The 25,340-nt window shown below is 71.3% G+C and carries 25 protein-coding genes and 1 riboswitch; of the genes, 9 read left to right on the forward strand and 16 right to left on the reverse strand.

What is annotated here, in order from left to right; all coding sequences use genetic code 11:
• Window positions 1–9: 9 nt before the first annotated feature.
• Both proP and RCO28_RS02060 read right to left on the reverse strand, forming a co-directional pair.
• Window positions 10–1,404, reverse strand: a complete 1,395-nt coding sequence (gene proP, locus RCO28_RS02055) for a glycine betaine/L-proline transporter ProP (protein WP_308939149.1) — start codon at window positions 1,402–1,404, stop codon at window positions 10–12.
• Window positions 1,405–2,046: 642 nt separating this feature from the next.
• Window positions 2,047–3,291: a cytochrome P450 gene (locus RCO28_RS02060; RefSeq protein ID WP_308939150.1), complete on the reverse strand. Its 1,245-nt coding sequence runs from the start codon at window positions 3,289–3,291 to the stop codon at window positions 2,047–2,049.
• A gap of 305 nt (window positions 3,292–3,596) precedes the next feature.
• Between RCO28_RS02060 and RCO28_RS02065 the strand changes: the two genes are divergently transcribed.
• Entirely contained in the window at window positions 3,597–4,766 is a 1,170-nt protein-coding gene (locus tag RCO28_RS02065) for a steroid 3-ketoacyl-CoA thiolase (RefSeq protein ID WP_308939151.1), read from the forward strand.
• A 163-nt stretch (window positions 4,767–4,929) separates the two neighbouring features.
• Here the strand turns inward: RCO28_RS02065 and RCO28_RS02070 are convergent, their stop codons facing one another.
• The 7 genes from RCO28_RS02070 to RCO28_RS02100 form a co-directional block, all read right to left on the reverse strand.
• Window positions 4,930–5,373: a transglycosylase SLT domain-containing protein gene (locus tag RCO28_RS02070; protein WP_308939152.1), complete on the reverse strand. Its 444-nt coding sequence runs from the start codon at window positions 5,371–5,373 to the stop codon at window positions 4,930–4,932.
• Window positions 5,374–5,725: 352 nt separating this feature from the next.
• Window positions 5,726–6,592: an ECF transporter S component gene (locus RCO28_RS02075; protein WP_308939153.1), complete on the reverse strand. Its 867-nt coding sequence runs from the start codon at window positions 6,590–6,592 to the stop codon at window positions 5,726–5,728.
• The gene (locus RCO28_RS02080) at window positions 6,589–8,349 is read right to left on the reverse strand and encodes an ATP-binding cassette domain-containing protein (RefSeq protein ID WP_308939154.1); all 1,761 of its coding nucleotides are present in this window, start codon (window positions 8,347–8,349) and stop codon (window positions 6,589–6,591) included. The genes RCO28_RS02075 and RCO28_RS02080 overlap by 4 nt, the downstream gene beginning before the upstream one ends.
• Window positions 8,346–9,506 (reverse strand): CbiQ family ECF transporter T component, encoded by a 1,161-nt coding sequence (locus tag RCO28_RS02085; protein ID WP_308939155.1) that lies wholly within the window; start codon window positions 9,504–9,506, stop codon window positions 8,346–8,348. The genes RCO28_RS02080 and RCO28_RS02085 overlap by 4 nt, the downstream gene beginning before the upstream one ends.
• Window positions 9,507–9,519: 13 nt before the next feature.
• Complete coding sequence (locus RCO28_RS02090) at window positions 9,520–10,185, reverse strand: SCO2322 family protein (RefSeq protein ID WP_374991076.1); 666 nt, start codon at window positions 10,183–10,185, stop codon at window positions 9,520–9,522.
• Window positions 10,182–11,399 carry a terpene cyclase/mutase family protein gene (locus tag RCO28_RS02095; RefSeq protein WP_308939156.1) on the reverse strand — a complete coding sequence of 406 codons (1,218 nt, stop codon included), beginning with the start codon at window positions 11,397–11,399 and terminating at the stop codon, window positions 10,182–10,184. Before RCO28_RS02095 ends, RCO28_RS02090 begins: the two co-directional genes overlap by 4 nt.
• Before the next feature lie 110 nt (window positions 11,400–11,509).
• A riboswitch (cobalamin riboswitch) is annotated at window positions 11,510–11,598 on the reverse strand.
• Window positions 11,599–11,922: 324 nt separating this feature from the next.
• Window positions 11,923–12,975, reverse strand: coding sequence for an MBL fold metallo-hydrolase (locus RCO28_RS02100; protein WP_308939157.1), 1,053 nt, complete (start codon window positions 12,973–12,975; stop codon window positions 11,923–11,925).
• 222 nt (window positions 12,976–13,197) lie between these two features.
• Here RCO28_RS02100 and RCO28_RS02105 point away from each other — a divergent pair, with 222 nt between their 5' ends.
• Together RCO28_RS02105 and RCO28_RS02110 are read left to right on the forward strand one after the other, a co-directional pair.
• A complete protein-coding gene (locus RCO28_RS02105; protein WP_308939158.1) occupies window positions 13,198–14,655 on the forward strand; it encodes an aldehyde dehydrogenase in 1,458 nt (485 codons plus the stop codon).
• A gap of 9 nt (window positions 14,656–14,664) precedes the next feature.
• Window positions 14,665–14,898, forward strand: coding sequence for a ferredoxin (locus RCO28_RS02110; RefSeq protein ID WP_308939159.1), 234 nt, complete (start codon window positions 14,665–14,667; stop codon window positions 14,896–14,898).
• Between the two features lie 21 nt (window positions 14,899–14,919).
• On the opposite strand, the gene RCO28_RS02115 is transcribed toward RCO28_RS02110, so the two are convergent.
• Window positions 14,920–15,555 (reverse strand): TetR family transcriptional regulator, encoded by a 636-nt coding sequence (locus RCO28_RS02115; RefSeq protein ID WP_308939160.1) that lies wholly within the window; start codon window positions 15,553–15,555, stop codon window positions 14,920–14,922.
• Window positions 15,556–15,777: 222 nt separating this feature from the next.
• On the opposite strand from RCO28_RS02115, the gene RCO28_RS02120 reads away from it, so the two are divergent.
• From RCO28_RS02120 to RCO28_RS02130, 3 genes are all read left to right on the forward strand, one after another.
• A complete protein-coding gene (locus tag RCO28_RS02120; RefSeq protein ID WP_374991077.1) occupies window positions 15,778–17,136 on the forward strand; it encodes a glycosyltransferase family 4 protein in 1,359 nt (452 codons plus the stop codon).
• Window positions 17,137–17,296: 160 nt separating this feature from the next.
• Complete coding sequence (locus RCO28_RS02125) at window positions 17,297–18,040, forward strand: methyltransferase domain-containing protein (protein WP_308939161.1); 744 nt, start codon at window positions 17,297–17,299, stop codon at window positions 18,038–18,040.
• Window positions 18,037–19,104, forward strand: coding sequence for a terpene cyclase/mutase family protein (locus tag RCO28_RS02130; RefSeq protein ID WP_308939162.1), 1,068 nt, complete (start codon window positions 18,037–18,039; stop codon window positions 19,102–19,104). Before RCO28_RS02125 ends, RCO28_RS02130 begins: the two co-directional genes overlap by 4 nt.
• 33 nt (window positions 19,105–19,137) lie before the next feature.
• Here RCO28_RS02130 and RCO28_RS02135 read toward each other — a convergent pair whose 3' ends face one another.
• On the reverse strand, window positions 19,138–19,428 hold the full coding sequence (locus tag RCO28_RS02135; RefSeq protein ID WP_308939163.1) for a hypothetical protein: 291 nt from the start codon (window positions 19,426–19,428) through the stop codon (window positions 19,138–19,140).
• A gap of 158 nt (window positions 19,429–19,586) precedes the next feature.
• Between RCO28_RS02135 and RCO28_RS02140 the strand changes: the two genes are divergently transcribed.
• Window positions 19,587–20,177 (forward strand): hypothetical protein, encoded by a 591-nt coding sequence (locus RCO28_RS02140; RefSeq protein ID WP_308939164.1) that lies wholly within the window; start codon window positions 19,587–19,589, stop codon window positions 20,175–20,177.
• 59 nt (window positions 20,178–20,236) lie between these two features.
• On the opposite strand, the gene RCO28_RS02145 is transcribed toward RCO28_RS02140, so the two are convergent.
• Together RCO28_RS02145 and RCO28_RS02150 are read right to left on the reverse strand one after the other, a co-directional pair.
• Window positions 20,237–21,247, reverse strand: coding sequence for an LLM class F420-dependent oxidoreductase (locus RCO28_RS02145; protein ID WP_308939165.1), 1,011 nt, complete (start codon window positions 21,245–21,247; stop codon window positions 20,237–20,239).
• A 156-nt stretch (window positions 21,248–21,403) separates the two neighbouring features.
• Window positions 21,404–22,219: a hypothetical protein gene (locus RCO28_RS02150; protein WP_308939166.1), complete on the reverse strand. Its 816-nt coding sequence runs from the start codon at window positions 22,217–22,219 to the stop codon at window positions 21,404–21,406.
• Window positions 22,220–22,495: 276 nt separating this feature from the next.
• Between RCO28_RS02150 and RCO28_RS02155 the strand changes: the two genes are divergently transcribed.
• Entirely contained in the window at window positions 22,496–23,119 is a 624-nt protein-coding gene (locus RCO28_RS02155) for a class I SAM-dependent methyltransferase (protein WP_308939669.1), read from the forward strand.
• 44 nt (window positions 23,120–23,163) lie between these two features.
• Window positions 23,164–24,105, forward strand: coding sequence for an N-acetylmuramoyl-L-alanine amidase (locus RCO28_RS02160; RefSeq protein WP_308939167.1), 942 nt, complete (start codon window positions 23,164–23,166; stop codon window positions 24,103–24,105).
• On the opposite strand, the gene RCO28_RS02165 is transcribed toward RCO28_RS02160, so the two are convergent.
• From RCO28_RS02165 to RCO28_RS02175, 3 genes are all read right to left on the reverse strand, one after another.
• A complete protein-coding gene (locus tag RCO28_RS02165; RefSeq protein WP_308939168.1) occupies window positions 24,102–24,560 on the reverse strand; it encodes a type II toxin-antitoxin system VapC family toxin in 459 nt (152 codons plus the stop codon). The two genes, RCO28_RS02160 and RCO28_RS02165, sit on opposite strands and share 4 nt — an antisense overlap.
• Window positions 24,550–24,819, reverse strand: a complete 270-nt coding sequence (locus RCO28_RS02170) for a prevent-host-death protein (RefSeq protein WP_308939169.1) — start codon at window positions 24,817–24,819, stop codon at window positions 24,550–24,552. The genes RCO28_RS02165 and RCO28_RS02170 overlap by 11 nt, the downstream gene beginning before the upstream one ends.
• A 74-nt stretch (window positions 24,820–24,893) precedes the next feature.
• Entirely contained in the window at window positions 24,894–25,331 is a 438-nt protein-coding gene (locus RCO28_RS02175; RefSeq protein ID WP_308939170.1) for an ATP-binding protein, read from the reverse strand.
• Window positions 25,332–25,340 lie beyond the last annotated feature (9 nt).

Below are 25,340 nucleotides of genomic sequence, written 5' to 3' on the forward strand. Positions count from 1 at the left end.
GCGTGCGGGCTAAGCCCCGGTCCTGAGCGCCTGGGCCTCCGCCTCGGTCTCCACCGCGGGCGCCGAGCCCGGCAGCGGGCGGCGAGCGCTCTCCGTCATGAACCAGACGGCGACACCGCCGACGACGGCCGCGGCCATCATGTAGTAGGCGGGCATCATCACATCGCCGGTGGCGCCGATCAGCGCGGTCACGACCAGCGGGGTCGTACCGCCGAAGATCGAGACGGAGATGTTGAAGCCGATGGACAGGGAGCCGTAGCGCACCCGGGTCGGGAACAGCGCGGGCAGCGCGGACGGCATCGAGGCCGTGAAGCAGACCAGGAGCAGACCGAGCGCGCCCATGCCGAGGGCGATCGCGAGGAGCGAGCCCTGGCGGATCAGCAGCAGCGCCGGTACGGACAGGAGCAGGAAGCCCGCGCAGCCGAAGGCGATGACGGGCCGGCGGCCGACGCGGTCGGTGAGCCGGCCCGCGAACGGCTGGATCACCATCATCAGCGTCATCACGCCGAGCACGACGAGCAGTCCGTGCGTGGAGTCGTAGTTGAGCTCGCTCGTCAGATAGCTCGGCATGTACGAAAGGAGCATGTAGTCCGTGACGTTGAAGACCAGGACCAGGCCGACGCAGAGCAGCAGCGCACGCCACTGCCCGACGACCATCTCGCGCAGCTTCACCTTCGGGCGCGCTTCCTCCGCCTTGTCCAGCTCCGCGGCGAACGCGGGCGTCTCCTCGAGTCGCATCCGCAGGTACAGGCCGATGAGGCCCATCGGACCGGCGATCAGGAACGGGATGCGCCAACCCCAGGAGAGCAGGTCGTCGGTGGAGAGCAGCGCGGTCATCAGGGTCACGAGACCGGCGCCGCCGATGTAGCCGGCGAGGGTGCCGAACTCCAGCCAGCTGCCGAGGAATCCACGCTTCTTGTCGGGCGCGTACTCAGCGATGAAGGTGGAGGCGCCCGCGTACTCACCGCCCGTGGAGAAGCCCTGGACCAGGCGCGCAAGCAGCAGCAGCGCGGGAGCCCAGAGGCCGATGGACGCGTGCGAGGGGATCAGGCCGATGGCGAACGTGCCCGCCGCCATCATGATCATGGTGAGGGCGAGCACCTTCTGCCGGCCGATGCGGTCGCCGAGCGGGCCGAACACGAGCCCGCCGAGGGGCCGTACGAGAAAGGCCGCGGCGAACGCGCCGAACGTCGAAAGGAGTTGGGCCGTCGGGTTGCCGGAGGGGAAGAAGACCTTGCCGAGCGTGACGGCGATGTAGCTGTAGACGCCGAAGTCGAACCACTCCATGGCGTTGCCGAGAGCCGCAGCTTTCACGGCGCGCTTGACCATCGCGGGGTCGGTGACGGTGACCTCGGAGGGCCGCGCGGAGTCGGGCGCAGCCGGACTGAGAGTGGCAGATGACATGTGATCCGAAGATAGGGGCACTTGCCGCATTACGTACTGTGCGCGGTCCGTTGCGCGACCTGCGAAAACCCCGTCTCACCAGTGTCGCAGAGGCCTGGTAAGGGCCGTGCGGCACGTCCGTCTTGTGATCTTTGTCGCGCCCGATTTGCGCAACCAGGCCGGTTGACCTGCGTCTGTCGAGGGGCGCGGGGGGCGTTTCAGAGAGTTATCCACAGGCTCAGCGGGGCGGGTCGAGAGGCTCATAGGATCCGTACACGGACACCGAACGGGGCGGAGGCCGACAGCGTGGCGAATGCGGAGCGGGGTGGGGCAGTGGCCGCGGGCGGCGCCGGACCAGGAGTGGTCGGTGTCGCGGCGGCGGGCGGCAGGGCGGGTGCGCTGCGGGTGGTGCTGTGGTTGGTCGCGGCGGTGCTCGCGGTCCGGCAGCTCGCGGTCGTGCTGAGCAACCCGGTGGTCGCCCTGCGCGATCCGGCCGGGCGGCCGTTGGACCCGTACGCCGTCGAGCGGGCCAAACGGGACACTCTGCGCAAGCACTTCGTGGAGTGCCGCACGCTGACCGTGCGCGGCGGGCGCGTCACGCTCTACGCGCGGCCGGGGGCCACTGCCAGGGCGACACCGCACGAAGACCGGCAGCGTGGGGCGTCAACGGGCCGTCACCTGAAGCTCCTTGATGCCATTGAGCCACGCGGCCCGCAGGCGGCGCGGGTCGTCGGCCAGGCGCAGGTCGGGGAGGGCGTCCGCGAGGGCGTTGAAGATCAGGTCGATCTCCTGGATGGCCAGGGACTTGCCGAGGCAGAAGTGCGGGCCGCCACCGCCGAAGCCGAGGTGCGGGTTGGGGTCGCGGGTGATGTCGAACTGCTCGGGCCGGTCGAAGACTTCGGTGTCGTTGTTGGCGGAGGAGTAGAAGAGGCCGACGCGGTCGCCCGCCTTGACCGGTACGCCGCCGATCTCGGTGTCCTGGGTGGCGGTGCGCTGGAAGGCGGTGACGGGGGTGGCCCAGCGGACGATCTCCTCGGCGGCGGTCGAGGGCCGCTCGCGCTTGTAGAGCTCCCACTGCTCGGGGTGGGTGAGGAAGGCATGCATGCCGTGGCTGATGGCGTTACGGGTGGTCTCGTTGCCGGCGACGGCGAGAAGGAGCACGAAGAAGCCGAACTCGTCGGTCGACAGATTTCCCTCGTCCTCGGCGGCGACCAGCTGCGACACGATGTCCTTGGCGGGGCACTGCTTGCGGTCGGCGGCCATGTTCATCGCGTAGCCGATGAGCTCCATGGCGGCCTCGGCGCCGACCTCCTCGGTGATGGCGTACTCGGGGTCGTCGTACGCGATCATCTTGTTCGACCAGTCGAAGATGCGGGCCCGGTCCTCCTGGGGGACGCCGATGAGTTCGGCGATGGCCTGGAGGGGGAGCTCCACGGCGACGCGGGTGACGAAGTCGAAGGAGCCGTCGGCGGAAAGGCTCCGCCCGGCCTCGTCGGCGATGGCGCGGGCGCGCAGGCGCAGGGCGTCGGTGAGGGAGCGGACGGCGCGGGGTGTGAAGCCGCGCTGCACGATCTGGCGGACCCGGGTGTGCTCGGGCGGGTCCATGTTGAGCATGATCAGCTTCTGGACGTCGATCTGGTCGCGGTTGATGTGCTCGTTGAACCTGATGACGGCGGTGTTGGTGTTCGAGGAGAACAACTCGGGGTGCGTGGACACGTACTTGACGTCGGCGTGCCGTGTCACGGCCCAGTAGCCCTCGTCGTCGAAGCCCGTGATGCCTCGCGGTTGGGGGCACCACCACACCGGCGCGGTCTGCCGGAGCTCGGCGAACTCGGGGTGCGGGATGCGGCTCTGCAGCAGGTCGGGGTCGGTGGCGTCGAACCCGTCGGGCAGCGCGGGACAGGGCATCGGCAACTCCAGTGTCGTACGACGCGAGGTGCAACGTGTCGGCGGCGAATTTCTGACGGCCCATCAGGAGATGCCGGAAAGGTAGTAACGGGTTCTACAACTGGCAAGGCCCTCGGCGTCATCTGTTGCGTACGCGCTGTGCACGCGGTCCGTGCAAGACCCTTGCGGTGGGCGGGGGGCACTCATAAGACTGCTCACAGAACTAGAACGCGTACTAGTTCTGTCTGTCCGTGCCTGCGAGTCGCATGGCGGGGTGCCGGGATCGCCCCCGGGACGGGCGAGATGTGCGAGGAGAGGACTGGCTCATGGCCGCGGAACCCGTCATCGTCGAAGCCGTACGCACCCCGATCGGCAAGCGCGCAGGCGCGCTCGCCAACCTTCATCCGGCCTATCTGCTCGGCGAGACGTACCGCGAACTCCTCGCCCGCACCGGCATTCAGCCCGACTGCGTCGAGCAGATCGTCGGCGGTGCGGTCACGCAGGCGGGGGAGCAGTCCGCCAATCCGACGCGTACGGCGTGGCTCACCATGGGCCTGCCGTACGAGACGGCCGCGACGACGGTCAACTGTCAGTGCGGGTCGTCGCAGCAGGCCAGTCACATGGTCGCGAACATGATTTCGTCCGGGGTGATGGACGTCGGGATCAGCTGTGGCGTGGAGGCCATGTCGCGGGTGCCGTTGGGGGCGGCGTCCAAGCACGGTCCCGGAAAGCCGTTCCCCGACGAGTGGAACGTGGATCTGCCGAACCAGTTCGAGGCGGCCGAACGTATCGCCCGCAACCGGGGGTTGACCCGCGAGAACGTCGACTCGCTCGGGCTGATCTCGCAGGAGCGGGCCGCGATCGCCTGGGCCGAGGAGCGCTTCAAACGCGAGACCTTCGCCGTGCAGGTCCCGACGACGGAGGAGGAGCAGGCGGCGGGCCAGGGCATGTGGCGCCTCGTCGACCGGGACGAAGGCCTGCGGGACACGACGATGGAGGGGCTCGCCGGACTGAAGCCGGTGATGCCGACCGCCGTGCACACGGCGGGCAACGCCTCGCAGATCTCCGACGGTGCGGCGGCGATCATGTGGGCGTCGAAGCGGATGGCGCGCGCCCTGAAGCTGAAGCCGCGGGCGCGGATCGTGGCGCAGGCCCTGGTCGGCTCGGACCCCCACTTCCACCTCGACGGGCCGATCGACGCGACGCGCGCGGTGCTCGGCAAGGCGGGGATGTCGCTGAAGGACATCGACCTGGTCGAGATCAACGAGGCGTTCGCCTCAGTGGTGTTGAGCTGGGCGCAGGTCTTCGAGCAGGACCTGGAGAAGGTCAACGTCAACGGCGGCGCGATCGCTCTGGGCCACCCGGTGGGCGCGACCGGGGCCCGCATGATCACGACGGCCCTGCATGAACTGGAGCGCAGGGACAAGGAGTTCGCCCTGGTCACGATGTGCGCGGGCGGGGCGCTGGCCACGGCGACGATCTTGCAGCGGCTTTAGGCGCACCCTCGACCGCAGCACCCTCGACGGCCGCACCCCCAGGGGGCTCCGCCCCCGGCCCCCGCTCCTCAAACGCCGGAGGGGCTGGATTTGGCCGGGCTACGCAGTTTGGCCGCACCCCTGGCGGGGTGCGGCCAAAACCGGGCTACAAGCGGCCAGCGATTCAGTACCAGCCGTTCGCCTGCCAGAAGTTCCAGGCCTCGACCGGGCTGCCGTAGCGGTCGTTCATGTAGTCCAGGCCCCACTTGATCTGCGTGGCGGGGTTGGTCTTCCAGTCCGAGCCGGCGGAGGCCATCTTCGAGCCGGGCAGGGCCTGGACCAGGCCGTACGCGCCGGACGAGGAGTTGGAGGCGGAGGGGTTCCAGCCGCTCTCGTGCGAGACGATCTTGCTGAACGCGGCGTACTGGGCCTGGTCCGGAATCATCTTCTTCGCGATCTCCTTCGGGGACCCGGCGGCAGCGGGAGCCACAACGGCCGGGGCGGCCGCGGGAGCGGCGGCGTGGGCCGGGACCGAGGAGAGAGCCATGCCGGCGGCGGCGAGTGCCACGGCGGCACCGGCGATGGTCTTCTTCGGGGTGGCGATGCGGCGGAGAGCGGAGACGGTCACGGAGGGCCTTCCAACGGGGACAGGGGGGCCGCAGGCATGCCGGTGCCGTTCGGGGGAGCGGCGGGGGCAATGCACAGGCGCCGTGACCGATGCGGTCGTGGCGCCCTGCGACGTCATCCAGAGAAGCAGGGCTGTTACGTCGCCGCAATGCCCCTTTTTACTAGTTGTGGTCGCATGTGGGGCGAAAAGTCCCTAGTCCTGATATGGGAGGCATCAGTGCAGCTCAGGCCCCGTTTCAGAGGGTCCGTGGATCATGGTCCAGGCCCTACTAGGGGGCGTAGTAGAGGACCAAGGTCCTGTGCGGGGGCTCACCCTCATCGAGCGGATTCCGTTACGTACCGTGAGGACGTGTCTACGGAAGCTGTTCGCGCACTGTGACCTGGGCCTCGACGGTGGGGCCCGAAAATGTGACGGGCGCCTCGAAAGCGGCCCGGCGGGTGGCCCGGCGCAGCGCCTTCAGGACGGTCGAGCCGATGGCAAGGGTCAGGACGACCGTCATCGCCGCCCGGCCCAGGTCCCAGCCGAGTGAGGTGGCCACGCAGTAGGCGAGATAGCGGACCAGGTTCTCGTGCAGCGGGTCGCCGGGCTGGAAGGAGATGCCGGAGGCGAGGCCGGGCACGATGGTCCAGCCGTACAGATTCATCACGAAGCCGTAGCCGAAGGACGCCGCCGCCCCGTACAGCGCGAGCAGCGCCAACTCGGCGTGGCCGCGCAGGAGTCGTGGACCCGGGAGCAGGCCCGCGCCCATCGACACCCAGCCCATCGTCAGCATTTGGAACGGCATCCAGGGTCCGACGCCGCCGGTCAGGAGCGCGGACGCGAACATCGTGACCGCGCCGAGCACGAAGCCGAAGCCGGGACCGAGCACCCGCCCGGCCAGGATCATCAGGAAGAACATCGGCTCAAGACCGGCCGTGCCCGCGCCGAGCGGGCGCAGCGCGGCGCCCACGGCGGCGAGCACACCGAGCATCGCGACGGCCTTCGCGCCGAGCCCCGACTCCGCGATGGTCGCGGCGACCACCCCGACGAGCAGCGGGAGCAGTGCGGCGAAGAGCCACGGCGCGTCCTGCGCGTGCGCGGTCACGCCCGAGGTGCTGTCGGCGAGCAGCGGCCAGCCGAACGCGGCCACGCCGATCGCGCTCACCAGGAGCAGGGCGCACACGGACTTGGGGCCGAGGCGGACGGCGCGGGTCTGACGCGCGAAACCCCCGCCGGTCACCGGTCGCTCCCCAGCGCCGCCTCGACCTGCGCGACCGTCAGCCACTTCTGCGGCGCCAGGATCTTCGTGACCTGCGGGGCGAACGACGGGGACGACACGACCACGTCGGCGGTCGGGCCGTCCGCGACGACCTCGCCGTCGGCCAGGATCACCACGCGGTGGGCGAGTTCGGCCGCGAGCTCCACGTCGTGCGTGGCGAGCACGATGGCGTGCCCCGCGTCGGCGAGGCCCTGGAGGTGCTCGACCAGGCGGGCCTTGGCCGCGTAGTCGAGGCCGCGCGTCGGCTCGTCGAGGAGCAGCAGCGGGGGCCGCGCGGTCAGGACGACGGCGAGCGCGAGCGTGAGGCGCTGCCCCTCGGAGAGGTCGCGGGGGTGGATGTCGTCCGCGATGCCGGGCAGCAGCTCGCTGACCAGGGCGCGGCAGGTGCCGGGCGCGGCGCCCGCGTCGTGGTCGGCGGAGGCGCACTCGGCGGCGACGGTCTCGGCGTACAGCAGGTCGCGTGGTTCCTGCGGTACGAGGCCGACGTGGCGGATGAGGTCGCGGGGGGCGGTCCTGTGCGGGGTGGCTCCGCCGACTCGTACCGAACCCGTGGAGGGTTCGAGCATGCCTACGAGGGTGTTGAGGAGGGTGGATTTTCCGGCGCCGTTGCGGCCCATGAGGGCGAGGGTTTCGCCGGGGGCGACCTTCAGGTCCACCTTGTGGAGGGCTTCTACGCGGCCCCGCCGCACCGCGAGGTTTTCTGTTACGGCTGCGGGGGTGGCCTTGGCCGGGGTGCGTTGCCCTCGACGTTTGCTGAGCCAGGTTGGCCACCTGGAGGCCCGTTGCGAAGTGTGCCCGGCACCGGGGGTTGTGCCCACCCTCCCCCAAGCTCTCGACTCCGCTCGAGCAGGGGGGACCCCCATCGCCCCTGGCGGACCAGCTGCCCACAACGGGGCAGAACAGTCCGCGAGTTGCTCCCTCAACGCGTCCGCCCTCCGCCGCGCATCCCGCACCGTAAGCGGCAGTGGCTCCCAGCCCGCCGTACGGCCCAACCCCACCACCGGCGGGTACACCGGCGAGATCGCCATGATGTCCGCCGGGGTGCCGAGGAGCGGGGACGCGCCCGGTGCGGGCAGCAGCAGAACCTGGTCCGCGTACTGCACTACCCGTTCCAGGCGGTGTTCGGCGAGGAGGACCGTCGTACCCAGGTCGTGGACCAGGCGCTGCAGGACCGCGAGGACCTCCTCGGCCGCCGCCGGGTCGAGGGCCGAGGTCGGTTCGTCCAGGACCAGGACCTCCGGGTGCGGGGTGAGGACCGAGCCGATGGCGACCCGCTGCTGCTGGCCGCCGGAGAGCGTGGCGATGGGCCTCTCGCGCAGGTCGGCGAGGCCGAGCAGGTCCAGGGTCTCCTCGACGCGGCGCCGCATCACGTCCGGGGCGAGGCCCAACGACTCCATGCCGTACGCGAGTTCGTCCTCGACGGTGTCCGTGACGAAGTGCGAGAGCGGGTCCTGGCCCACTGTGCCCACCACGTCGGCGAGTTCGCGCGGCTTGTGCGTACGGGTGTCCCGGCCCGCGACGGTGACGCGGCCGCGCAGGGTGCCGCCCGTGAAGTGCGGGACGAGCCCGCTGACCGTGCCGAGAAGAGTCGACTTGCCGACTCCGGACGGGCCGACGAGCAGCACCAACTCGCCCTCGGGCACGGCGAGATCGATCCCGGCGACGGTCGGCGCGGCCGCGTCGTCGTACGTGACGGAGACGTCCTCGAAGCGGATCATCGGGCTTCCTTCCGAGGAGTCGGGGCGGGAACGGGGGCGGATACCGGGGGCAGCGCGGGCGCCACGAACGCCGGGAGCAGGCCGAGCAGGACGCAGGCCGCGGGCCACAGCGGCAGCGTCGGCGCGACGAGCGGGACGACACCGGGCGCGAGCGCCGCGGGATCGGTCGAGGCGAACCAGATCATCAGGGCCGCGACGGCCACGCCCGAACCGGACACGAGCCAGGCGCGCACGCCCCAGACGTCCGGCCGGTAGCGGGTGCGCACGCTGCGCCGGCCGCCGAGCCAGAGCCCGCCGAGCGCGGCCCCGACGCCGACGAGCAGCAGGGGAAGCCCGAACGAGGCGCCTTCGGCGGCTAGCAGTCCGTACGTACCCGCGCACATGCCGATCAGGCCGCCGAGCGTGAGCACGGAGGTGGTGTGCCGGACGAGGGGCGGTACGGCGGCGGTACGGCCGTAGCCGCGCGCGTCCATCGCCGCCGCGAGCGCCACCGAACGCTCCAACGCGCCCTCCAGGACCGGGAGTCCGACCTGGAGCAGCCCGCGTACGCCACGGTCGGCGCGGCCGCGCAGGCGGCGGGCGGCGCGCAGCCGCTGCAGGTCGGCGATCAGCTGCGGCGCGAACGTGAGGGCCACGACGACGGCGACACCTGCCTCGTACAGCGCGCTCGGCAGGGACTTCAGCAGCCGCGCCGGGTTGGCGAGGGCGTTCGCGGCGCCCACGCAGATCAGCAGCGTGGCCAGCTTCAGACCGTCGTACAGCGCGAAGACCAGCGCTTCGGCGGTGACCCGGCCGCCGATCCGGACGCCCTGGGCCCACTCGGGCAGATCGACGTCGGGAAGCGTGAACAGCGTGTGTGAGCCGGGGATCGGGGAGCCGAGGAAGACGGCGAAGACGAGCCGGATGCCGAGCACGAACAGGCCGAGCTTCACGAACGCGCCGTAACTGCGCGCCCAGGGAGCCTCGCTGCGCCGCGCCGCCACCACGTACCCGGCGACGCCCACGAGCAGCCCGAGCAGCAGCGGGTTGGTGGTGCGCGACGCGGCCGTGCCGAGGCCGAGCGCCCACACCCACCAGGCGCCCGGGTGCAGGGCGTTGCTGCGGTTCGCCTCGGGTGCGAGCAGGCCGCGGCGCGCGGTGGCCTTCTCCGCGAACATCCGGTACCCGGCCTCAGCCGCGGCGACGGCGGGCCTGCCACAGGGCGGCGCCGCCGAGTGCCAGTGCTGCGGCCACGCCCGCGACCACCCCGACGGACGGCCCTTCGTCCTTCGAGCCGAGGGGTGCGGCCTCCCGCTCGCCGCCGTCCGCGCCGCCCTCCGCGACCTGCTCGCCGCAGCCGGACGCCGGATACCCGGCGATGGCGCACAGCAGGGCGTCGCTGCCGTAGCGCAACGGCTCGGCGACGTCCGCGAGCGCCTCGGCGGAGGTGCCGTCCTCAGGGATCTGCGCACAGGCGGTACGCGGCTTCGGCGGGGTCTCGCCCTTCGGGGCGTCCTTCGCGGTGCCGAAGTCGAGGACGAGGGCGACGCGCTTGGCGCCGTCCTTGGCGGGGGTGTCCGCGCAGATCCGCCCGAACTCCGTGGCGCCGCGCGGCTTGGCGGCGTCCTTCGAGTCGGCGCTCACGGAGAACCGGAACCCTTCGACGTCGCCGTCGGCGGGCTTGGCGGACGACGGCCCCTGAGTCGCGTACTGCCAGGCCCCGTCCTGGTGGTACCAGAACGACCAGTACCGGTAGCCGGCGGCGTGGGCGTTGGCGGGGGCGGCGCAGAGGATCGAGACGAGCAGGACGAGTATCCAGCCCGTCCGGCGCGCGCCCTTCTTCGTCGGTCCTCTCACAGCTGGTTCTTCTTGTTACGACCACTCAGCAGGAACCCGAACCCGACACTGGCGATGAAGAAGACGCCGATGACCCACCACGGGCTGAGGCCGCTGTCGTCGTCCTTCTTCTCCTCGGCCGCCGCGTCCTCCTGCTGCGGGGCGGGGCCGGTGGCGTTGAGGGAGCGGACCAGGTCGGTCGCGCCGAAGTCCTTCGGGTTCGCGCCCGCGGCCTGCGCGGCGAAGATCAACTGGGCGTACGCGGCGGGGCCGTTGTCCTTGGCCCACTTCGCGGCGTGCTGCTGCAGCCAGTCCGTGGACTTCTCGGCCTGGTCGCCGAGGCCGGCCGCGGACAGGGCGACGACGGCGTCCGCCGTGTTGCCGTAGTCCGGCTGGTTCTCGGAGCCCGGCAGCGCGGACGTGAGGTGGTCGTTCTCGGCGAGCTGCCCGGCCAGGTACGCGGCGCCGTTCTTCGCGGCCTGCGCCACGTCCTTCGGGGCGGCGCACTTCGCGGGCTCGGCCGCCTCGGCCGCGGGCTTCACCACGAGCCCCTTGTCGAGGGAGCCGAGTACGCCCGCCGCGGTGGCGTCGGCGTTGGGGGCGAGCTTGCCGGTCTTCATGTCGGCGAGGCCGAACGCGCCGTCCTCGCCCTTGCCGCAGGGGAGCGCGAGCTTCGGCAGGGCGTCGTGCGCGGACTTGCCCTTCTGCGACGTGACCTCGGCCGGCTTCTCCCCGGCGGCGACGAGGGCGCCTACGACGATGCCGGTGGAGTTGGCGTCGCTGGGCAGGCCGGGGTTGTAGCCCCAGCCGCCGTCCTGGTTCTGCACGGACTTCAGCCAGCCGACGGCCTTCTTCACGGTGGCGTCCTGGCCGCCGAGCGCGCTGAGCGCCTGTACGGCGGCGGCCGTGGAGTTGGAGTCGACTTGCGTCTTCGCGTCGCACGCCTCGCCCGGGTCGGCCCGGAACGCCGCGAAGCCGCCGCTGTCGCACTGCTGGCCGGTCAGCCAGTCCACCGCCTTCCGCGCGGGCTTCACGCCGACGGAGTCCTGCGCGAGCAGCGCGTACGACTGCCGGAAGACGCCGTCGAACTTCGGGTCCTTGTCGCCGTACAGGCCGGACGGCAGCGCCGCCGAGGAGCTGGGCGAGGGCGTCTCCGCTGCGTGGGCGGCGGGCACGGCGGCCGTGAGGAGCACTGCGGTGGCAGCGGCGGCGGCCGCGCTGCGGCGAACGTTCATGATCGGGGCGGGTGCCTCTCCTGCGGGGAGCAGGGGCGCGGGCCCGCGCGGGGGACCGAGCTCCGGCTCCGGATACCTCGACGGTGCGACGGGGAGCGCACGCCTGTGCGGGGCGTTCCGGCTCGCCGAAGCGGGCTCGTGCTTGTGCTCGCGCTCGGCTCACGGCTGCGGGTCAGCGCCGTTTTCCACCGGCTTCCCCCCGTACGGGCGTGTGATTACCCGGCCACTGTACCGGGCGGTCACCCAGGGCGGCCGGGCCGCTCTCTTCTCCCCACCCCGCCCCTTCCCGAACTGGGGCTCCGCCCCAGACCCCTCCCCAAGCTCTCGGCTTCGCTCGAACAGGGGGGACCCCCATCTCAAACGCCGGAGGGGCTGGTTTTTAGGGGCGCGGGGCTGTGACACTTGCGGCTCCGCCGCGGGGCGCGATCGGCCACGACGGCGCGGCAGCCGAACGACGACGCCGACGGCAGTCTTTCGGGAAGGGGCGGGGCGGGGAGAAAAGAACCCCGGCCCCCAGAGACCCTCACACGGCCCGATACGAAACCGGCTCGCTCCCCGGCACAACCTCCGCGAGCCCCAGTTTCACGAGCCGGCGCAGGTGGGCCTCCGCCTCGGAGACGGCGATGTTGCGGGAGCCGTGCGGGATCTGGGCCCAGGGGCGGTTCCACTCCATGCGCTCGGCGATCTGCCAGGGCGTGAGCGGGGCGGAGAGGAGTTCGCGCAGGTCGCGCAGGCGGGCCTCGTGGTGGCCGAGGAGTTCCTCGACGCGGGCCCGGGAGTCGGTGAACGCGTACTGGTGCGCGGGCAGCACCTCCGCGACGCCGAGTCGGCCGATCCGCTCCAGGGAGTCCAGGTAGTCGCCGAGCGGATCGATCACTGTGGCACCGGCGTCGTCCGGGTCCTCGTACAGGCCGATGTGCGGGGTGATGCCGGGCAGCAGGTGGTCGCCGGAGAAGAGTCTGCCGCGGCCGGGCTGCCCGGTGGGGTGCTCCTCGTCGAGGTGCAGGCAGACGTGGCCCGGGGTGTGGCCAGGCGTCCAGATCGCGCGCAGGCGGCGGCCCGCGAGGTCGAGGAGTTCGCCGGGGACGATCTCCCGGTCGGGCAGGGCGGCGTTCAGCCCCGGCAGGGTGCGCAGGCGGCCGGAGGAGCGGGCCGCGCGCAGCGGTGCGAGGTGCTCGTCGGGCGCCCCGGCGGCGGCGAGCTTCCCGGCGAGGTAGTCGAGCCAGCGGGCGGGCTCCTGCGCGCGGGTGCGGCGTACGACATGGGCGTCGGCGGCGTGCATGGCGATCCACGCGCCGGAGACCTCGCGCACGCGCCCGGAGAGACCGTGGTGGTCGGGGTGGTGATGCGTGACGAGTACGCCGTGCAGATCCTCGACCGCCGTTCCGCACGCCACGAGCCCCGCGGCCAGGGCGTCCCAGGAGTCCGGGTCGTCCCAGCCGGTGTCGACGAGGACGGGCCCGCGGTCGGTGTCGAGGAGATGGACGAGCGTGTGGCCGAGCGGGTTGTCCGGGATGGGCACCTTGATGCTCCACACCCCGCCGCCGTGCTCGATCACCGTCGGTTCCGTCGTCATCAGGACATCCCCCTGCGGTTGGGCGCACACCAGGTACACGTCCTGGCCCGACGGCCACTATAACTAGAACCAGTTCCAATGGTTGCTCAACGCACCCCATTTGCAAGGGGGTTCGCGAGGGCGTGCCCCGCGTGCGTCCGGGCCGTGGACTCCTAGAAGTAGAACTGGTATCAGTTCTGAAAGCGCGTCAGATACGGTACGTCCCCCGGGAGGAAACCGGCCATGACCGAGCTCGTGGAGCATCAGAAGCTGTTCATCGGCGGGGAGTGGGCGGACCCCCTCGGCAGGGACGTCATCGAGGTGATCTCCCCGCACACCGAGGAAGTCGTCGGACGGGTGCCGCACGCCGCGCCCGCCGACGTGGACCGGGCCGTCGCCGCCGCCCGCCGCGCCTTCGACGACGGACCCTGGCCCAGGATGACGCTCGACGAGCGGATCGAGGTCGTCACCCGGATCAAGGACGCCTTCGCGGTCCGGCACGAGGAGATCGCCCGCGTCATCAGCGGCCAGAACGGCACCCCATACACGTCCAGCGTCATGGTGCAGGCCCTCGCCGCGATGATGGTCTGGGACTCCGCCATCACCACCGCCCGCGACTTCACCTACGAGGAGAAGCGCGACGGCGTGCTCGGCAAGCTGCTCGTCCGGCGCGAGCCCGTGGGGGTCGTGGCGGCCGTGGTGCCGTGGAACGTCCCGCAGTTCACCGCCGCCGCCAAGCTCGCGCCCGCGCTGCTCGCCGGCTGCCCGGTGGTCCTCAAGGTCTCGCCCGAGACCCCGCTCGACGGCTACCTGCTCGCCGAGATCGCCGCCGAGGCCGGGCTGCCCGAGGGGGTGCTCTCGGTCATACCCGCAGACCGCGAGGTCAGCGAGTACCTCGTCGGGCACCCCGGCGTCGACAAGGTCTCGTTCACCGGCTCGGTCGCCGCGGGCAAGCGCGTGATGGAGGTCTGCGCCCGTCACCTCACCCGCGTCACACTGGAGTTGGGCGGAAAGTCAGCCGCGATCGTGCTGCCCGACGCCGATGCGAGCACCGCCGTGCAGGGCATCGCGCCCTTCGCCTGGATGATCAACGGCCAGGCCTGCGTGGCCCAGACCCGGATCCTCGTACCGCGCTCCCGCTACGACGAGTTCGCCGAGGCCTTCGCCGCGGCCGCCTCGGGTCTGAAGGTCGGCGACCCGCTCGACCCGGCCACCGAACTCGGCCCGCTCGTCGCGAAGCGCCAGCAGCAGCGCTCCCTCGACTACATCCGCATCGGCCAGGAAGAGGGCGCCAAGGTCCTCGCGGGCGGCGGCCGTCCGGCGGGCCTGGACAAGGGCTGGTACGTCGAGCCCACCCTGTTCGGCGAGGTCGACAACTCCATGCGGATCGCCCGCGAGGAGATCTTCGGCCCGGTGATCTGCCTGCTCCCGTACGACGACGAGGCCGAGGCCGTGAAGATCGCCAACGACTCCGACTACGGGCTGAGCGGCAGCGTCTGGACCGCCGACGTCGAGCGCGGCATCGACATCGCCCGGCGGGTCCGCACCGGCACGTACAGCGTCAACACCTTCAGCCTCGACATGCTCGGCCCCTTCGGCGGCTACAAGAACTCCGGCCTGGGGCGGGAGTTCGGGCCCGAGGGGTACGGGGAGTACTTCGAGCACAAGATGATCCACCTGCCGTCCGGCTATGAAGGGTGAGGTGTCCCGATGGGTGACCGCTGGCAGGTCGAGGTGGACCGGAGCCTGTGCATCGGCTCCGGGATGTGCGTGAACGCTGCCGCGGAGGGCTTCCGCCTTGACTCCGCGCGGCAGTCCCATCCCGTCCATACGGAGACGGACGCCGATGAGGACGTGCTCGCGGCGGCGGAGGGGTGTCCGGTGGAGGCGATCTCCCTCACTGTCCTGGGGACGGGGGAGCCGGTGTTTCCGCCGGAGGAGTAGCCGTACGAGGAAGGGGCGGGGCTACGGTGCGCCCCGCTCCTTGGGTGTCGTCAGGTCGATCAGCCTGCACACCGTCTCGATGTCGATCTTCACCTGGGCGATCGAGGCCCGCCCCGACAACCAGGTGATCAGGGCCGAGTGCCAGGTGTGCTCGATGACCCGGACCGCGGACAGCTGCTGCGGGGTCGGCTCGGCGTCCAGGCCCATCGCGTCCAGGATGATCGCCGTGGTGAGCCGGGAGACCGTGTCGACCTCGGGGGAGACCGAGCGGTCCGCGAAGGTCAGGGCGCGGACCATCGCGTCGGCCAGATGCGGCTCGCGCTGCAGGGCGCGGAAGGCCCGCATCAGCGTCTCGGCGACCCGCTCGGCCGCGTCGTCCCCGGCGGGCGGGCGCTTGCGGAGCGTCGTATGCATGTGCTGGAGCTGGTCCTGCATGGTCGCGACGAGCAGGTGCACCTTGGACGGGAAGTAGCGGTAGAGCGTGCCGAGGGCGACGCCGGCGGCCTCGGCGACCTCGCGCATCTGCACCGCGTCGAACCCGCCCCTGCTGGCCAGTTGCGCGCTGGCGTGCAGGATGCGGCGTCGCCGGGCTTCCTGACGCTCGGTCAGGGGAGGGGATGCCGCGCCGGAGTCCTTCACTTCCACTTCCGCAGTCATATGTCCCGTTCCGTGATGCCGATCCAGCGAGCCTGGGATCCGGGCCCGCGAGGAGCACAGCATGGCAGGGGCTCCGTCGTGGCGCGAATCACCTGATCCAGGCCTTCCGGTGTCGTTACCTGCCGGTAAATTCGAAGCTCTCAAGCGATCAAGTCTGAAACTTGTTCTAGGTTAGCGTCCCGACGTAGTGTCGCGGGAGCCGCAGGGAGAAGGGGGCCGCGCGTGACCGCTGAGGCCATGGAGACAGGCCCCGGAACGGGCTGTGCGGTGGGGTCCCTCACGGGCTCCGGCACGATCGCGAAGCCGGGCGGCGACCGCCCGCTGCGGATCGCGATGCTCACCTACAAAGGGAACCCGTTCTGCGGCGGCCAGGGTGTGTACGTACGCCACCTCTCCCGCGAGCTCGCCCGCCTCGGCCACCACGTCGAGGTCATCGGCGCGCAGCCCTACCCCGTGCTCGACGAGGGCGTCCCGCTGACCGAGCTGCCCAGCCTCGACCTGTACCGCAGCCCCGACCCGTTCCGTACGCCGAAGCGCGCGGAGTTCCGGGACTGGGTGGACGCGGTCGAGTTCGCCACGATGCGCACCGGCGGCTTCCCCGAGCCGCTCACGTTCTCGCTGCGCGCCCGCCGCCATCTCGCCGCCCGCCGCGGGGAGTTCGACGTCGTGCACGACAACCAGACGCTCGGATACGGGCTCCTCGGCGGCCCGGACGCGATCGGCGCGCCGCTCGTGACGACCATCCACCACCCCATCACCGTCGACCGGCAGCTGGAGATCGACGCCGCAGCCGACTGGAAGGGCCGCCTCTCCAAGCGCCGCTGGTACGGCTTCACGCGCATGCAGAAGCGCGTCGCCCGCCGGCTGCCCTCCGTGCTCACCGTCTCCGGCACCTCCCGCCAGGAGATCGTCGACCACCTCGGCGTACGCGCGGACCGCATCCACGTCGTGCACATCGGGGCCGACACCGACCTCTTCTCGCCCGATCCGGCGGTGGCGGAGGTGCCGGGGCGGATCGTGACGACGTCCAGTGCCGACGTACCGCTCAAGGGCCTGATCCATCTCGTCGAGGCGCTCGCCAAGGTGCGCGCCGAGCACCCCGGCGCGCATCTCGTCGTCGTCGGCAAGCGCGCCGAGGACGGGCCGGTCGCCGCGGCCATCGAGCGGTACGGCCTGGAGGGCGCCGTCGAGTTCGTGAAGGGCATCTCCGACCGGGAGCTGGTCGACCTGATGCGCAGCGCGCAGGTCGCGTGCGTGCCGTCGCTGTACGAGGGGTTCTCGCTGCCTGCCGCGGAGGCCATGGCGACGGGGACTCCGCTGGTCGCGACCACGGGCGGCGCCATCCCCGAAGTCGCCGGCGAGGACGGTCGTACGTGCCTGGCCGTGCCGCCCGGGGACGCGGGGGCGCTGGCCGCTGGGCTGTGCCGGGTTCTTGGCGACCGGGAGCTTCGGGTGCGGCTCGGCGCCGCGGGCCGGGAGCGGGTGCTGTCCCGGTTCACCTGGGCGCGGGCTGCGGAGGGGACGGCTGAGCGGTACCGGGCGGCGATGGAGGCTGCGCCGCGTGTGGGGGTTGCGCGATGAGCTCGCCCCGCCCCGCCCCTTCCCGAAAGTCCTGCGGACGGCCTCGGGGCTCCGCCCCGGACCCCGTATCGCCCTTCGGGCTCGTCCTCAATCTCCCCCAGCTACCGCTGGGCGGTACCCCCAGGACAGGCTCAATTTTCAACCCCAAAGGCAGGCCCACTTGCTGACCGTCGACTTCACCCGCTTCCCGCTCGCCGCGGGCGACCGTGTCCTCGATCTGGGGTGCGGTGCCGGGCGGCACGCCTTCGAGTGCTACCGGCGCGGAGCGCACGTCGTGGCGCTGGATCAGAACGCGGAGGAGATCCGCGAGGTCGCCAAGTGGTTCGCCGCCATGAAGGAGGCCGGGGAGGCCCCCGCGGGCGCGACCGCCACCGCCATGGAGGGCGACGCGCTCCAACTCCCCTTCCCCGACGAGTCGTTCGACGTCGTCATCATCAGTGAAGTGATGGAGCACATCCCCGACGACAAGGGCGTGCTCGCCGAGATGGTGCGGGTGCTGAAGCCCGGCGGGCGGATCGCCGTGACCGTGCCGCGGTACGGCCCGGAGAAGGTCTGCTGGACGCTCTCCGACGCCTACCACGAGGTCGAGGGCGGCCACATCCGCATCTACAAGGCGGAGGAGCTGCTCGGCCGGATGAAGGAAGCCGGGCTCAAGCCGTACGGCACGCACCACGCACACGCGCTGCACTCCCCGTACTGGTGGCTGAAGTGCGCCTTCGGCGTGGACAACGACAAGGCGCTGCCGGTGCGCGCGTACCACAAGCTCCTGGTCTGGGACATCATGAAGAAGCCGCTCGCGACCCGCGTCGCCGAGCAGGCCCTCAACCCCCTGATCGGCAAGAGCTTCGTGGCCTACGCCACCAAGCCGCACCTGCCCGCGGCGGCCGTGGCGGACGCTTCGTGACGACACCCCGCACCGACCACCTCGTCCTGCCCGGGGTGCTCACCGCCGACCAGGCCGCGCAGACGGTCCGCGGCATCCGCGCCGGGCAGCGCGACGACGGCGCCATACCCTGGTTCCGCGGCCACCACCTCGACCCCTGGGACCACATCGAGGCCGCCATGGCCCTCGACACGGCCGGCGAACACGAGGCCGCGGCCCGCGCGTACGACTGGCTGGCCCGGCATCAGAACCCGGACGGCTCCTGGTACGCGGCGTACGCCGACGGGGACGCGGACCGGCCCACCGACCGGAGCGTGGAGTCCAACTTCTGCGCGTACGTCGCCGTCGGCGTCTGGCACCACCACCTGGCCACCGGCGACGACGCGTTCCTCGACCGGATGTGGCCGACGGTCGTCTCGGCGGTCGAGTGCGTCCTCACCCTGCAGCAGCCCGGCGGCGAGATCGGCTGGAAGCGCGAGGAGGACGGCACCGTCGTCACGGACGCGCTGCTCACCGGCTGCTCCTCCGTCCACCAGGCGCTGCGCTGCGCCCTCGCCATCGCCGAGGCGCGCGAAGAGCCGCAGCCCGACTGGGAGTTGGCGGCCGGTGCGCTCGGCCACGCCATCCGTCGGCACCCCGAGCGCTTCCTCGACAAGGACCGCTACTCCATGGACTGGTACTACCCGGTCCTCGGCGGAGCGCTCACCGGCACCGCGGCGAAGGCCCGGATCGAGGAGAGCTGGGACCGCTTCGTGGTGCCGGACCTCGGGGTCCGCTGCGTCGTGCCCAACCCGTGGGTCACCGGCGGCGAGAGCGCCGAACTCGCCCTCGCCCTCTGGGTGATGGGGGAGTCCGACCGCGCCCTGGACATCCTCAAGTCCATCGGCCACCTGCGGGACGAGAGCACCGGCCTGTACTGGACGGGGTACGTCTTCGACGACGCGGCGATCTGGCCCGAGGAGCAGACGGCCTGGACGGCGGGCGCGCTGCTGCTCGCGGTGGCGGCGCTCGGGGGACACGAGGCGACGTGCGCGGTCTTCGGTACGGACCGCCTGCCGGCGGGGCTTGAGCCGGACTGCTGCTGACAGGGGCTGATATTCAGCCCCTGTCGGGGCACGTCAGAGCCTGCGGATCCGGTCCGCCGCGATGTGGCCGACCAGGAGGTACACGACAGCGGCCAGGCCGTAGCCCGCGACCACCCGGGCCCAGGCGGCGTCGAAGGTGAACAGGTCGTGGGACCAGCCGGCGAGCCAGCGAGCGGACTCGCGTACGACCTGGACCAGGTCGTTGTCCGGGTTGGCGGACAGCAGATACATCAGGATCCACAGGGCGAGGATGGCGGCCAGCACGTCCGCGACGATTGCCACGGCGGTACTGGCTTTTCCTGTGCCGTTCCGGTGCGTGGTCATGACACATCCCTGACCGGAAACCGCCTCCGTAAACCCGTGCGGCGCCCGGCAGGCCGCCGCTCACCCCCCCGTTCGGGCTCGCCCGAGTGGCGCAGCGCAGGGGGCCGGGTGAGCTTGAGGGAGGTCCACTTCATCGGCTCCCCTCCGGAGGTTCCGCCGTGTCAAGCACCACCCGTCCCGTACCGATATCCCGCCTGAAGCACCTGCTCCTCGCCCTGACCCTGTGCTGTGCGCTCGTCGTGGGCGGCACCGCCTGCGGGGCCTCCGGCAAGGGTGCTTCGGACGTCAAGGCCGCGGCGGTCGCCGCACCGACCCCGAAGCCGACCACCACGGCCGAGAAGCAGAAGTTCGCGAAGACCCGGTTCGTGGCCAACGCGGGCCTCGCCGCGGGCGCCACCTACCAGTGGATCGTGAAGCCCGCCCGCGACGGCAAGTTCAAGAAGGGCGCGAAGGGCCGGAAGTTCACGCTGATCAAGGCGGGACTCGCGGGCGCGTTCGCGTACAACCGGCTCAAGGCGGCCGTGAAGAACGCCAAGGGCGACCCGCTCCTCTCCAAGGCCGTGGCCCCGCTCGCCGCGGGCATCGAGTCCCTCAAGGACCTGCCGGCCAAGCTCCGCAAGGGCAAGGGCGCGGACGACGCGGCCGGGGTCTTCGACGACGTCATCAACTCCGTGAAGGACGCGGGCAAGGACGCGGGCGCACCGGTGAAGGACAAGGTGCCGAAGATGTCCCAACTGACCGGCGACTGAAGGGCGACTGACGGGCGTTCGGTCCCTGGCCTGCACTCGGCCGCAGCCGCCCGCGCGCCTCAGCCGTTGAGCTCCGCGAGCACCCGCAGCGTCCGGCGGTCCGGCGCGAGGACCAGCAGGTCCGTCACCGGGCCCTTGCGCCACAACTCAAGGCGTTCCGCGATCCGTTCGCGCGGGCCCACCAGCGAGATCTCGTCGGCGAACGCATCCGGCACGGCGAGCACGGCCTCCTCGCGGCGGCCCTCGGCGAACAGGTCCTGGATCTGCCGCGCCTCGGCCTCGTACCCCATACGAGCCATCAGGTCGGCGTGGAAGTTCTTCGCCGCGTGGCCCATCCCGCCGATGTAGAAGCCGAGCATCGCCTTGACCGGGAGCAGCCCTTCCGCGACGTCCTCGCACACCTTGGCCCGCGCCATGGGGGCGATCCGGAACCCGTCCCGTACGCCGTCCAAGGACGCCTCGTACACATCCGTCCGCAGCGGCGACCAGTACAGCGGCAGCCAGCCGTCGGCGATCCGTACCGTCTGCGCGATGTTCTTCGGGCCCTCCGCGCCGAGGAAGACCGGCAGGTCGGCCCGGAGCGGGTGGGTGATCGGCTTGAGCGGCTTGCCGATCCCGGTGCCGTCGTCGCCGTCGTACGGGAGCGGATGGAAGCGCCCGTCGAGCGTCACCGGGCCCTCGCGGCGCAGGACTTGGCGGATGACGTCCACGTACTCGCGGGTCGCCGTGAGCGGGCTGCGCGGGAACGGTCGCCCGTACCACCCCTCCACCACCTGCGGCCCCGACAGCCCGAGGCCGAGGGCCATGCGGCCGCCGGAGAGGTGGTCGAGGGTGAGGGCGTGCATCGCGGTGGCGGTCGGCGTGCGGGCCGCCATCTGCGCGACGGCCGTGCCGAGTTCGATGGTCGAGGTGTGCGCGGCGATCCAGGTCAGCGCGGTGAACGCGTCCGAGCCCCAGGCCTCCGCCGTCCACACGGAGGAGTAGCCGAGCCGCTCGGCCTCCCGCGCCAGCGCGATGTGCTCCGCGTCGGGGCCGCGCCCCCAGTAGCCGAGTGCGAGCCCGAGCCGCATCTGCCCTCCCGTGCACGGTTCTTGACGTTTTTGACGGTACGTCAGTTCCGGTGTGGTGGGGCGACTGTACGGGCGTCGCCGCGACATGGCAACGGCCCCCGTTCCGCGTACGAACGTACGGAACGGGGGCCGTGAAGCCGCGGTGTCGGCGTGGGGTCAGCCGCGCTGGATGCCCGTGGTGTCCTGCAGCACGCCGCGACGGCCGTCCTGCGTCTGGGCCACCAGGCCGGGGCCGCGCTGCTCGACCGCGAGGTACCAGGTGCCCGGCGCCAGCTCGGCGATCGGAGTGGGGTTGCCGTCCTCGGCGTACAGCGGGCGCTGCACGGGCACCGCGAACCAGAACGGGGCGAAGTCACCCTGCGCCTGCGCCTGAGCCGGCGCCTGGGTCTGGGCGGCCTGGCCCTGGCCCTGGCTGTGGTCCTGCGGGGCGGCCTGCTGCTGACCCGGGACCTGCTGGCCGCCGTAGGGCTGCTGCTGGCCGGGGTAGGGCTGGCCCTGCTGGGCGCCCGGGTAGCCGTACCCGCCCGGCTGCGGCTGGCCGCCGTACATCGGCTGCGGCTTCGGGGCACCCATGAGGTCGGCGCTCAGGGCCGGGACGAGCGGGGTGGCGACGGCGCCGCCCGCGAGGGCGAGCGAGGCGATGAGGCCGAGGATCAGGGCCGGACCGGCACCCGAGGCGTCGAGGATCGTCCAGAAGAACTGCCAGGCGACCGCGACGGTCAGCACGATGCCGATGTGGCCGAGCTCGATGCCGGCGACCTTGCGCGGCTGCGGCAGCGCGCGGTTCACGACGATCAGGGCCGCGCCGATGATCCCCACCATGTAGAGACCGATGGCGTTGCCGAGGAACTCCCACGGGGTGACGGAGTAGCCGGAGTCGCCGCTGGTGGAGTTGAGGAAAGAGGCGATGAACAGCAACACCGCTGCTCCGATCACCACTGCGTCGCCTCGAGTGAGAGAGCGGAAGTTCACTTCAGGTCCTTCGTAAATGGTCGAGTCGTCAGGCGTCGCTGTCGCCGGTACGCGGGGTGCGAAGCGTGGGGGGGTTGGATGACCCCCCATCGTACGGATGACAATATCGCCCGGCGGGCCGGGGTGTCTGGTCGGTATAAAGACCGCCACCTGACCGTGATCCGCCCCGTGATCTGCCCAGTTCACGCGCTCCGCACCGCCCCTTTCACGCATTCCAGGAGGCCTCTTGTGACCGTCCCCGCACCCGCTGTCCCTCCGGCGCCGAAGCCCGAGGTCATGGACGCTTTCGAGGCCGCGAAAGGTTTCATGCCCCTCGACGAGGGTCTCGCGCTGTACGCGGCCGCCGTGCGGGCCGGTGCGCTGGGGCTGCCGCTGCTCGAGGTCGGCACGTACTGCGGGCGCTCCACCGTGCTGCTCGCGGACGCGGCCCGCGCCTGCGGTGTGACAGCTGTCACCGTCGACCACCACCGCGGAAGTGAGGAGCAGCAGCCCGGCTGGGACTACCACGACCCGGAGGTGGTCGACCCGGAGCTCGGCCTCATGGACACGCTGCCCACCTTCCGGCGCACCCTGCACCGGGCGGGCCTCGAGGAGCACGTGATCGCGGTCGTGGGGCGTTCGCCGCAGGTGGCGGCGGTCTGGGGCGGCAAGGTCGGCTTCGTCTTCATCGACGGCGGCCACACCGACGAGCACGCGAGCGCGGACTACGAGGGCTGGGCGCCGCACCTCGCCGAGGGCGGGCTCCTCCTCATCCACGACGTGTTCCCGGACCCGGTGGACGAGTTCACGGGCCAGGCCCCGTACCGCGTCTACCTGCGGGCACTCGACTCCGGCGCGTTCACGGAGGTCTCGGCGCACGGTTCGCTGCGCGTGCTGCGGCGGACGGGGGCCGGGGCCTGAGGGGGTTCCCTCGCCCCGCGGGGGTCCCGGTTAGGCTCGCGGACGTGTCGTACGACGATCCGGACAACCCTTCGCCCGCCTTCGCGACCGCCGCACACCGCCCCCGGCGCCGCGTCGGCCTTGTCGCCGTTGCCGCGCTGGTCCCTGTGGGACTTGTGGGCTTCCTGCTGTGGCAGGGCGGGAGCGGCTCGGGCGGCTCGGGGCCCGCGGGGGCGGCGCCGGGTGCGTCCGAGGGCAGCGGGAAGAATCCGGCGCCGTCCGTGCAGCCGGAGCGGTCCGCGTCGCCCTCGAAGTCCCGGCCCGCCGACGCCGGTGAACTGACCGGCAAGACGGTCGTCATCGACCCGGGACACAACCCGAACAACCGCGATCACACGGCCGACATCGCCCGCTCCGTGGACATCGGTACGAACAAGAAGGAATGCGACACCACGGGCACGGCCACCAACGACGGCTACAGCGAGGCCGAGTTCACGCTCGACCTGGCCCGCAAGGTCCGCACGCTCCTGGAGAAGCAGGGCGCGACCGTGAAATTCACCCAGGACGGTGACCGCTCCTTCGGCCCCTGTGTGGACGAACGCGCCCAGATCGGCAACAAGGCGGACGCCGACGCCGTGATCTCCCTGCACGCGGACGGCTCGGGCGAGGGCAACCGCGGCTTCCACGTGATCATGCCGGGCAAGGTCGACGCGGGCGCCGCGGACACCGGCAAGATCGTCGGCCCCTCCCGCGACCTGGGCGAACGCCTCGCGGGCAGCTTCGTACGCGCCACCGGAAGCGCCCCCTCCAACTACATCGGCGGCGGCACAGGCCTCGACACCCGCACCGACCTCGGCGGTCTCAACCTCTCCAAGGTCCCGAAGGTCTTCCTGGAGTGCGGGAATATGCGGGACTCGCGGGATGAGGCGTTGCTTACGAGCGCCGCGTGGCGGCAGAAGGCGGCGAAGGGGATCTCGGAGGGGATCGCGGGGTTCCTCGCTACCTAGCGGTCGTGCAGCACCTGCGGTCTGGTGACCGGAACGACGGTGAGCAGATCGTCGAGACCCTTGAAGTCGTCGGGGTTGGTGGTGAAGAGCGGTAGCTGCTCTGCAACGGCGATGGCAGCGATCATGAGGTCGGCGACCCGCCGCCGGGGTTTGCGGCCGGAGCTGATCACGGCCGCGCAAATCCTTCCGAAAGCGCGGGCAGCCTCGGTGTCGAAAGGGATGGGGTCGAACTCGTTCTCGGCGCGCTGCAGGACGTCCATCCGGCGGGCGCGCTCGGCGTGCTCGTCGTAGTCGTCCTGTTCCGTGTTGCTGCGGACCTCGTGCGGCCCTGCCGAGAGCTCTGCCAAGGTGATGGCCGTGATGGCTACCTCGGCGGGCAGTTCGTTCGGGTCCAGCCACTTGCGCAGGATCAGGATGTTGGTGTCGAGGAGTCCCTGGTGGTGCTCAACGGGCATAACGGTCGCCCAGCTCCTGCTCGGCAGTTGCCTCCTGGTCGGCGCGGAACGCGTCCACCGAGATGTCGGGAGCGGTGCGTGACATGGCCGCGAATTCGCCACGCGGGACGAACCTCCTGCGTCGGCGCAGCGGAACCAGCTCACCGATCTGGTGCCCGTCCCGCGTGACGGTGAACGTCTGGCCGTGCTGTACGGCGTCCATGATCTCTCTGGACCTGGTGCGCAGATCGCGCTGGGTGATCTCCGGCTGTGCGGTCATGGAATCAACAGTAGCTCCCGAGTGCTACGTGGTGCTACCGCTTGCCACGGGCCTGTCAGCGTACGGCGCACACGTCATCGGTCGTCGTCGTTCTTCGTCTCGCACTCGAACCACACCGTCTTGCCCGGTGGGCCGGTAGGTGCCGGGGTAGTGCCCCAGTGGTCTGATACCGCGTCGACGAGGAGTAGGCCGCGACCGCCTTCGCTCAGGCCCTCCGGGGTCCGCGCGTGGAGCGGGTTCGGGCTGCGGTCCGTTACCTCGACTCGCAGCACGCGCGCGTGGCGCAGGATTTGGACTGTGCAGTGCGGGTCTTCCGGTACGTGGCGGAGCACGTTCGTCACCAGTTCCGTCAGGGCCAGTTCCGCCGCGTCGCAGACGTCGGTCATCCGCCAGGACTTGAGCAGCATGCGCAGGATGCGGCGGAAGTGGCCGACTGAGTGTTCACCGAGCGTCATGCTCAGCCGGTAGCAGTACTCAATTTCCGTCGCCTCGCGGCCAGTTGATGGATTCACGACGCCATC

It is taken from the genome of Streptomyces sp. LHD-70 (assembly GCF_031157275.1).
GTDB lineage: Bacteria > Actinomycetota > Actinomycetes > Streptomycetales > Streptomycetaceae > Streptomyces.

What these genes read in the sequence shown, in the direction of transcription:
- RCO28_RS02115 (WP_308939160.1), bottom strand. Translation starts at nt 15,555, where the DNA reads ATGACTGCGGAAGTGGAAGTGAAGGACTCCGGCGCGGCATCCCCTCCC.
- RCO28_RS02100 (WP_308939157.1), bottom strand. Translation starts at nt 12,975, where the DNA reads ATGACGACGGAACCGACGGTGATCGAGCACGGCGGCGGGGTGTGGAGC.
- proP (WP_308939149.1), bottom strand. Translation starts at nt 1,404, where the DNA reads ATGTCATCTGCCACTCTCAGTCCGGCTGCGCCCGACTCCGCGCGGCCC.
- RCO28_RS02155 (WP_308939669.1), top strand. Translation starts at nt 22,496, where the DNA reads ATGGACGCTTTCGAGGCCGCGAAAGGTTTCATGCCCCTCGACGAGGGT.
- RCO28_RS02145 (WP_308939165.1), bottom strand. Translation starts at nt 21,247, where the DNA reads ATGCGGCTCGGGCTCGCACTCGGCTACTGGGGGCGCGGCCCCGACGCG.
- RCO28_RS02060 (WP_308939150.1), bottom strand. Translation starts at nt 3,291, where the DNA reads ATGCCCTGTCCCGCGCTGCCCGACGGGTTCGACGCCACCGACCCCGAC.
- RCO28_RS02135 (WP_308939163.1), bottom strand. Translation starts at nt 19,428, where the DNA reads ATGACCACGCACCGGAACGGCACAGGAAAAGCCAGTACCGCCGTGGCA.
- RCO28_RS02170 (WP_308939169.1), bottom strand. Translation starts at nt 24,819, where the DNA reads ATGACCGCACAGCCGGAGATCACCCAGCGCGATCTGCGCACCAGGTCC.
- RCO28_RS02165 (WP_308939168.1), bottom strand. Translation starts at nt 24,560, where the DNA reads ATGCCCGTTGAGCACCACCAGGGACTCCTCGACACCAACATCCTGATC.
- RCO28_RS02065 (WP_308939151.1), top strand. Translation starts at nt 3,597, where the DNA reads ATGGCCGCGGAACCCGTCATCGTCGAAGCCGTACGCACCCCGATCGGC.
- RCO28_RS02080 (WP_308939154.1), bottom strand. Translation starts at nt 8,349, where the DNA reads ATGATCCGCTTCGAGGACGTCTCCGTCACGTACGACGACGCGGCCGCG.
- RCO28_RS02085 (WP_308939155.1), bottom strand. Translation starts at nt 9,506, where the DNA reads ATGTTCGCGGAGAAGGCCACCGCGCGCCGCGGCCTGCTCGCACCCGAG.
- RCO28_RS02105 (WP_308939158.1), top strand. Translation starts at nt 13,198, where the DNA reads ATGACCGAGCTCGTGGAGCATCAGAAGCTGTTCATCGGCGGGGAGTGG.
- RCO28_RS02095 (WP_308939156.1), bottom strand. Translation starts at nt 11,399, where the DNA reads ATGAACGTTCGCCGCAGCGCGGCCGCCGCCGCTGCCACCGCAGTGCTC.
- RCO28_RS02110 (WP_308939159.1), top strand. Translation starts at nt 14,665, where the DNA reads ATGGGTGACCGCTGGCAGGTCGAGGTGGACCGGAGCCTGTGCATCGGC.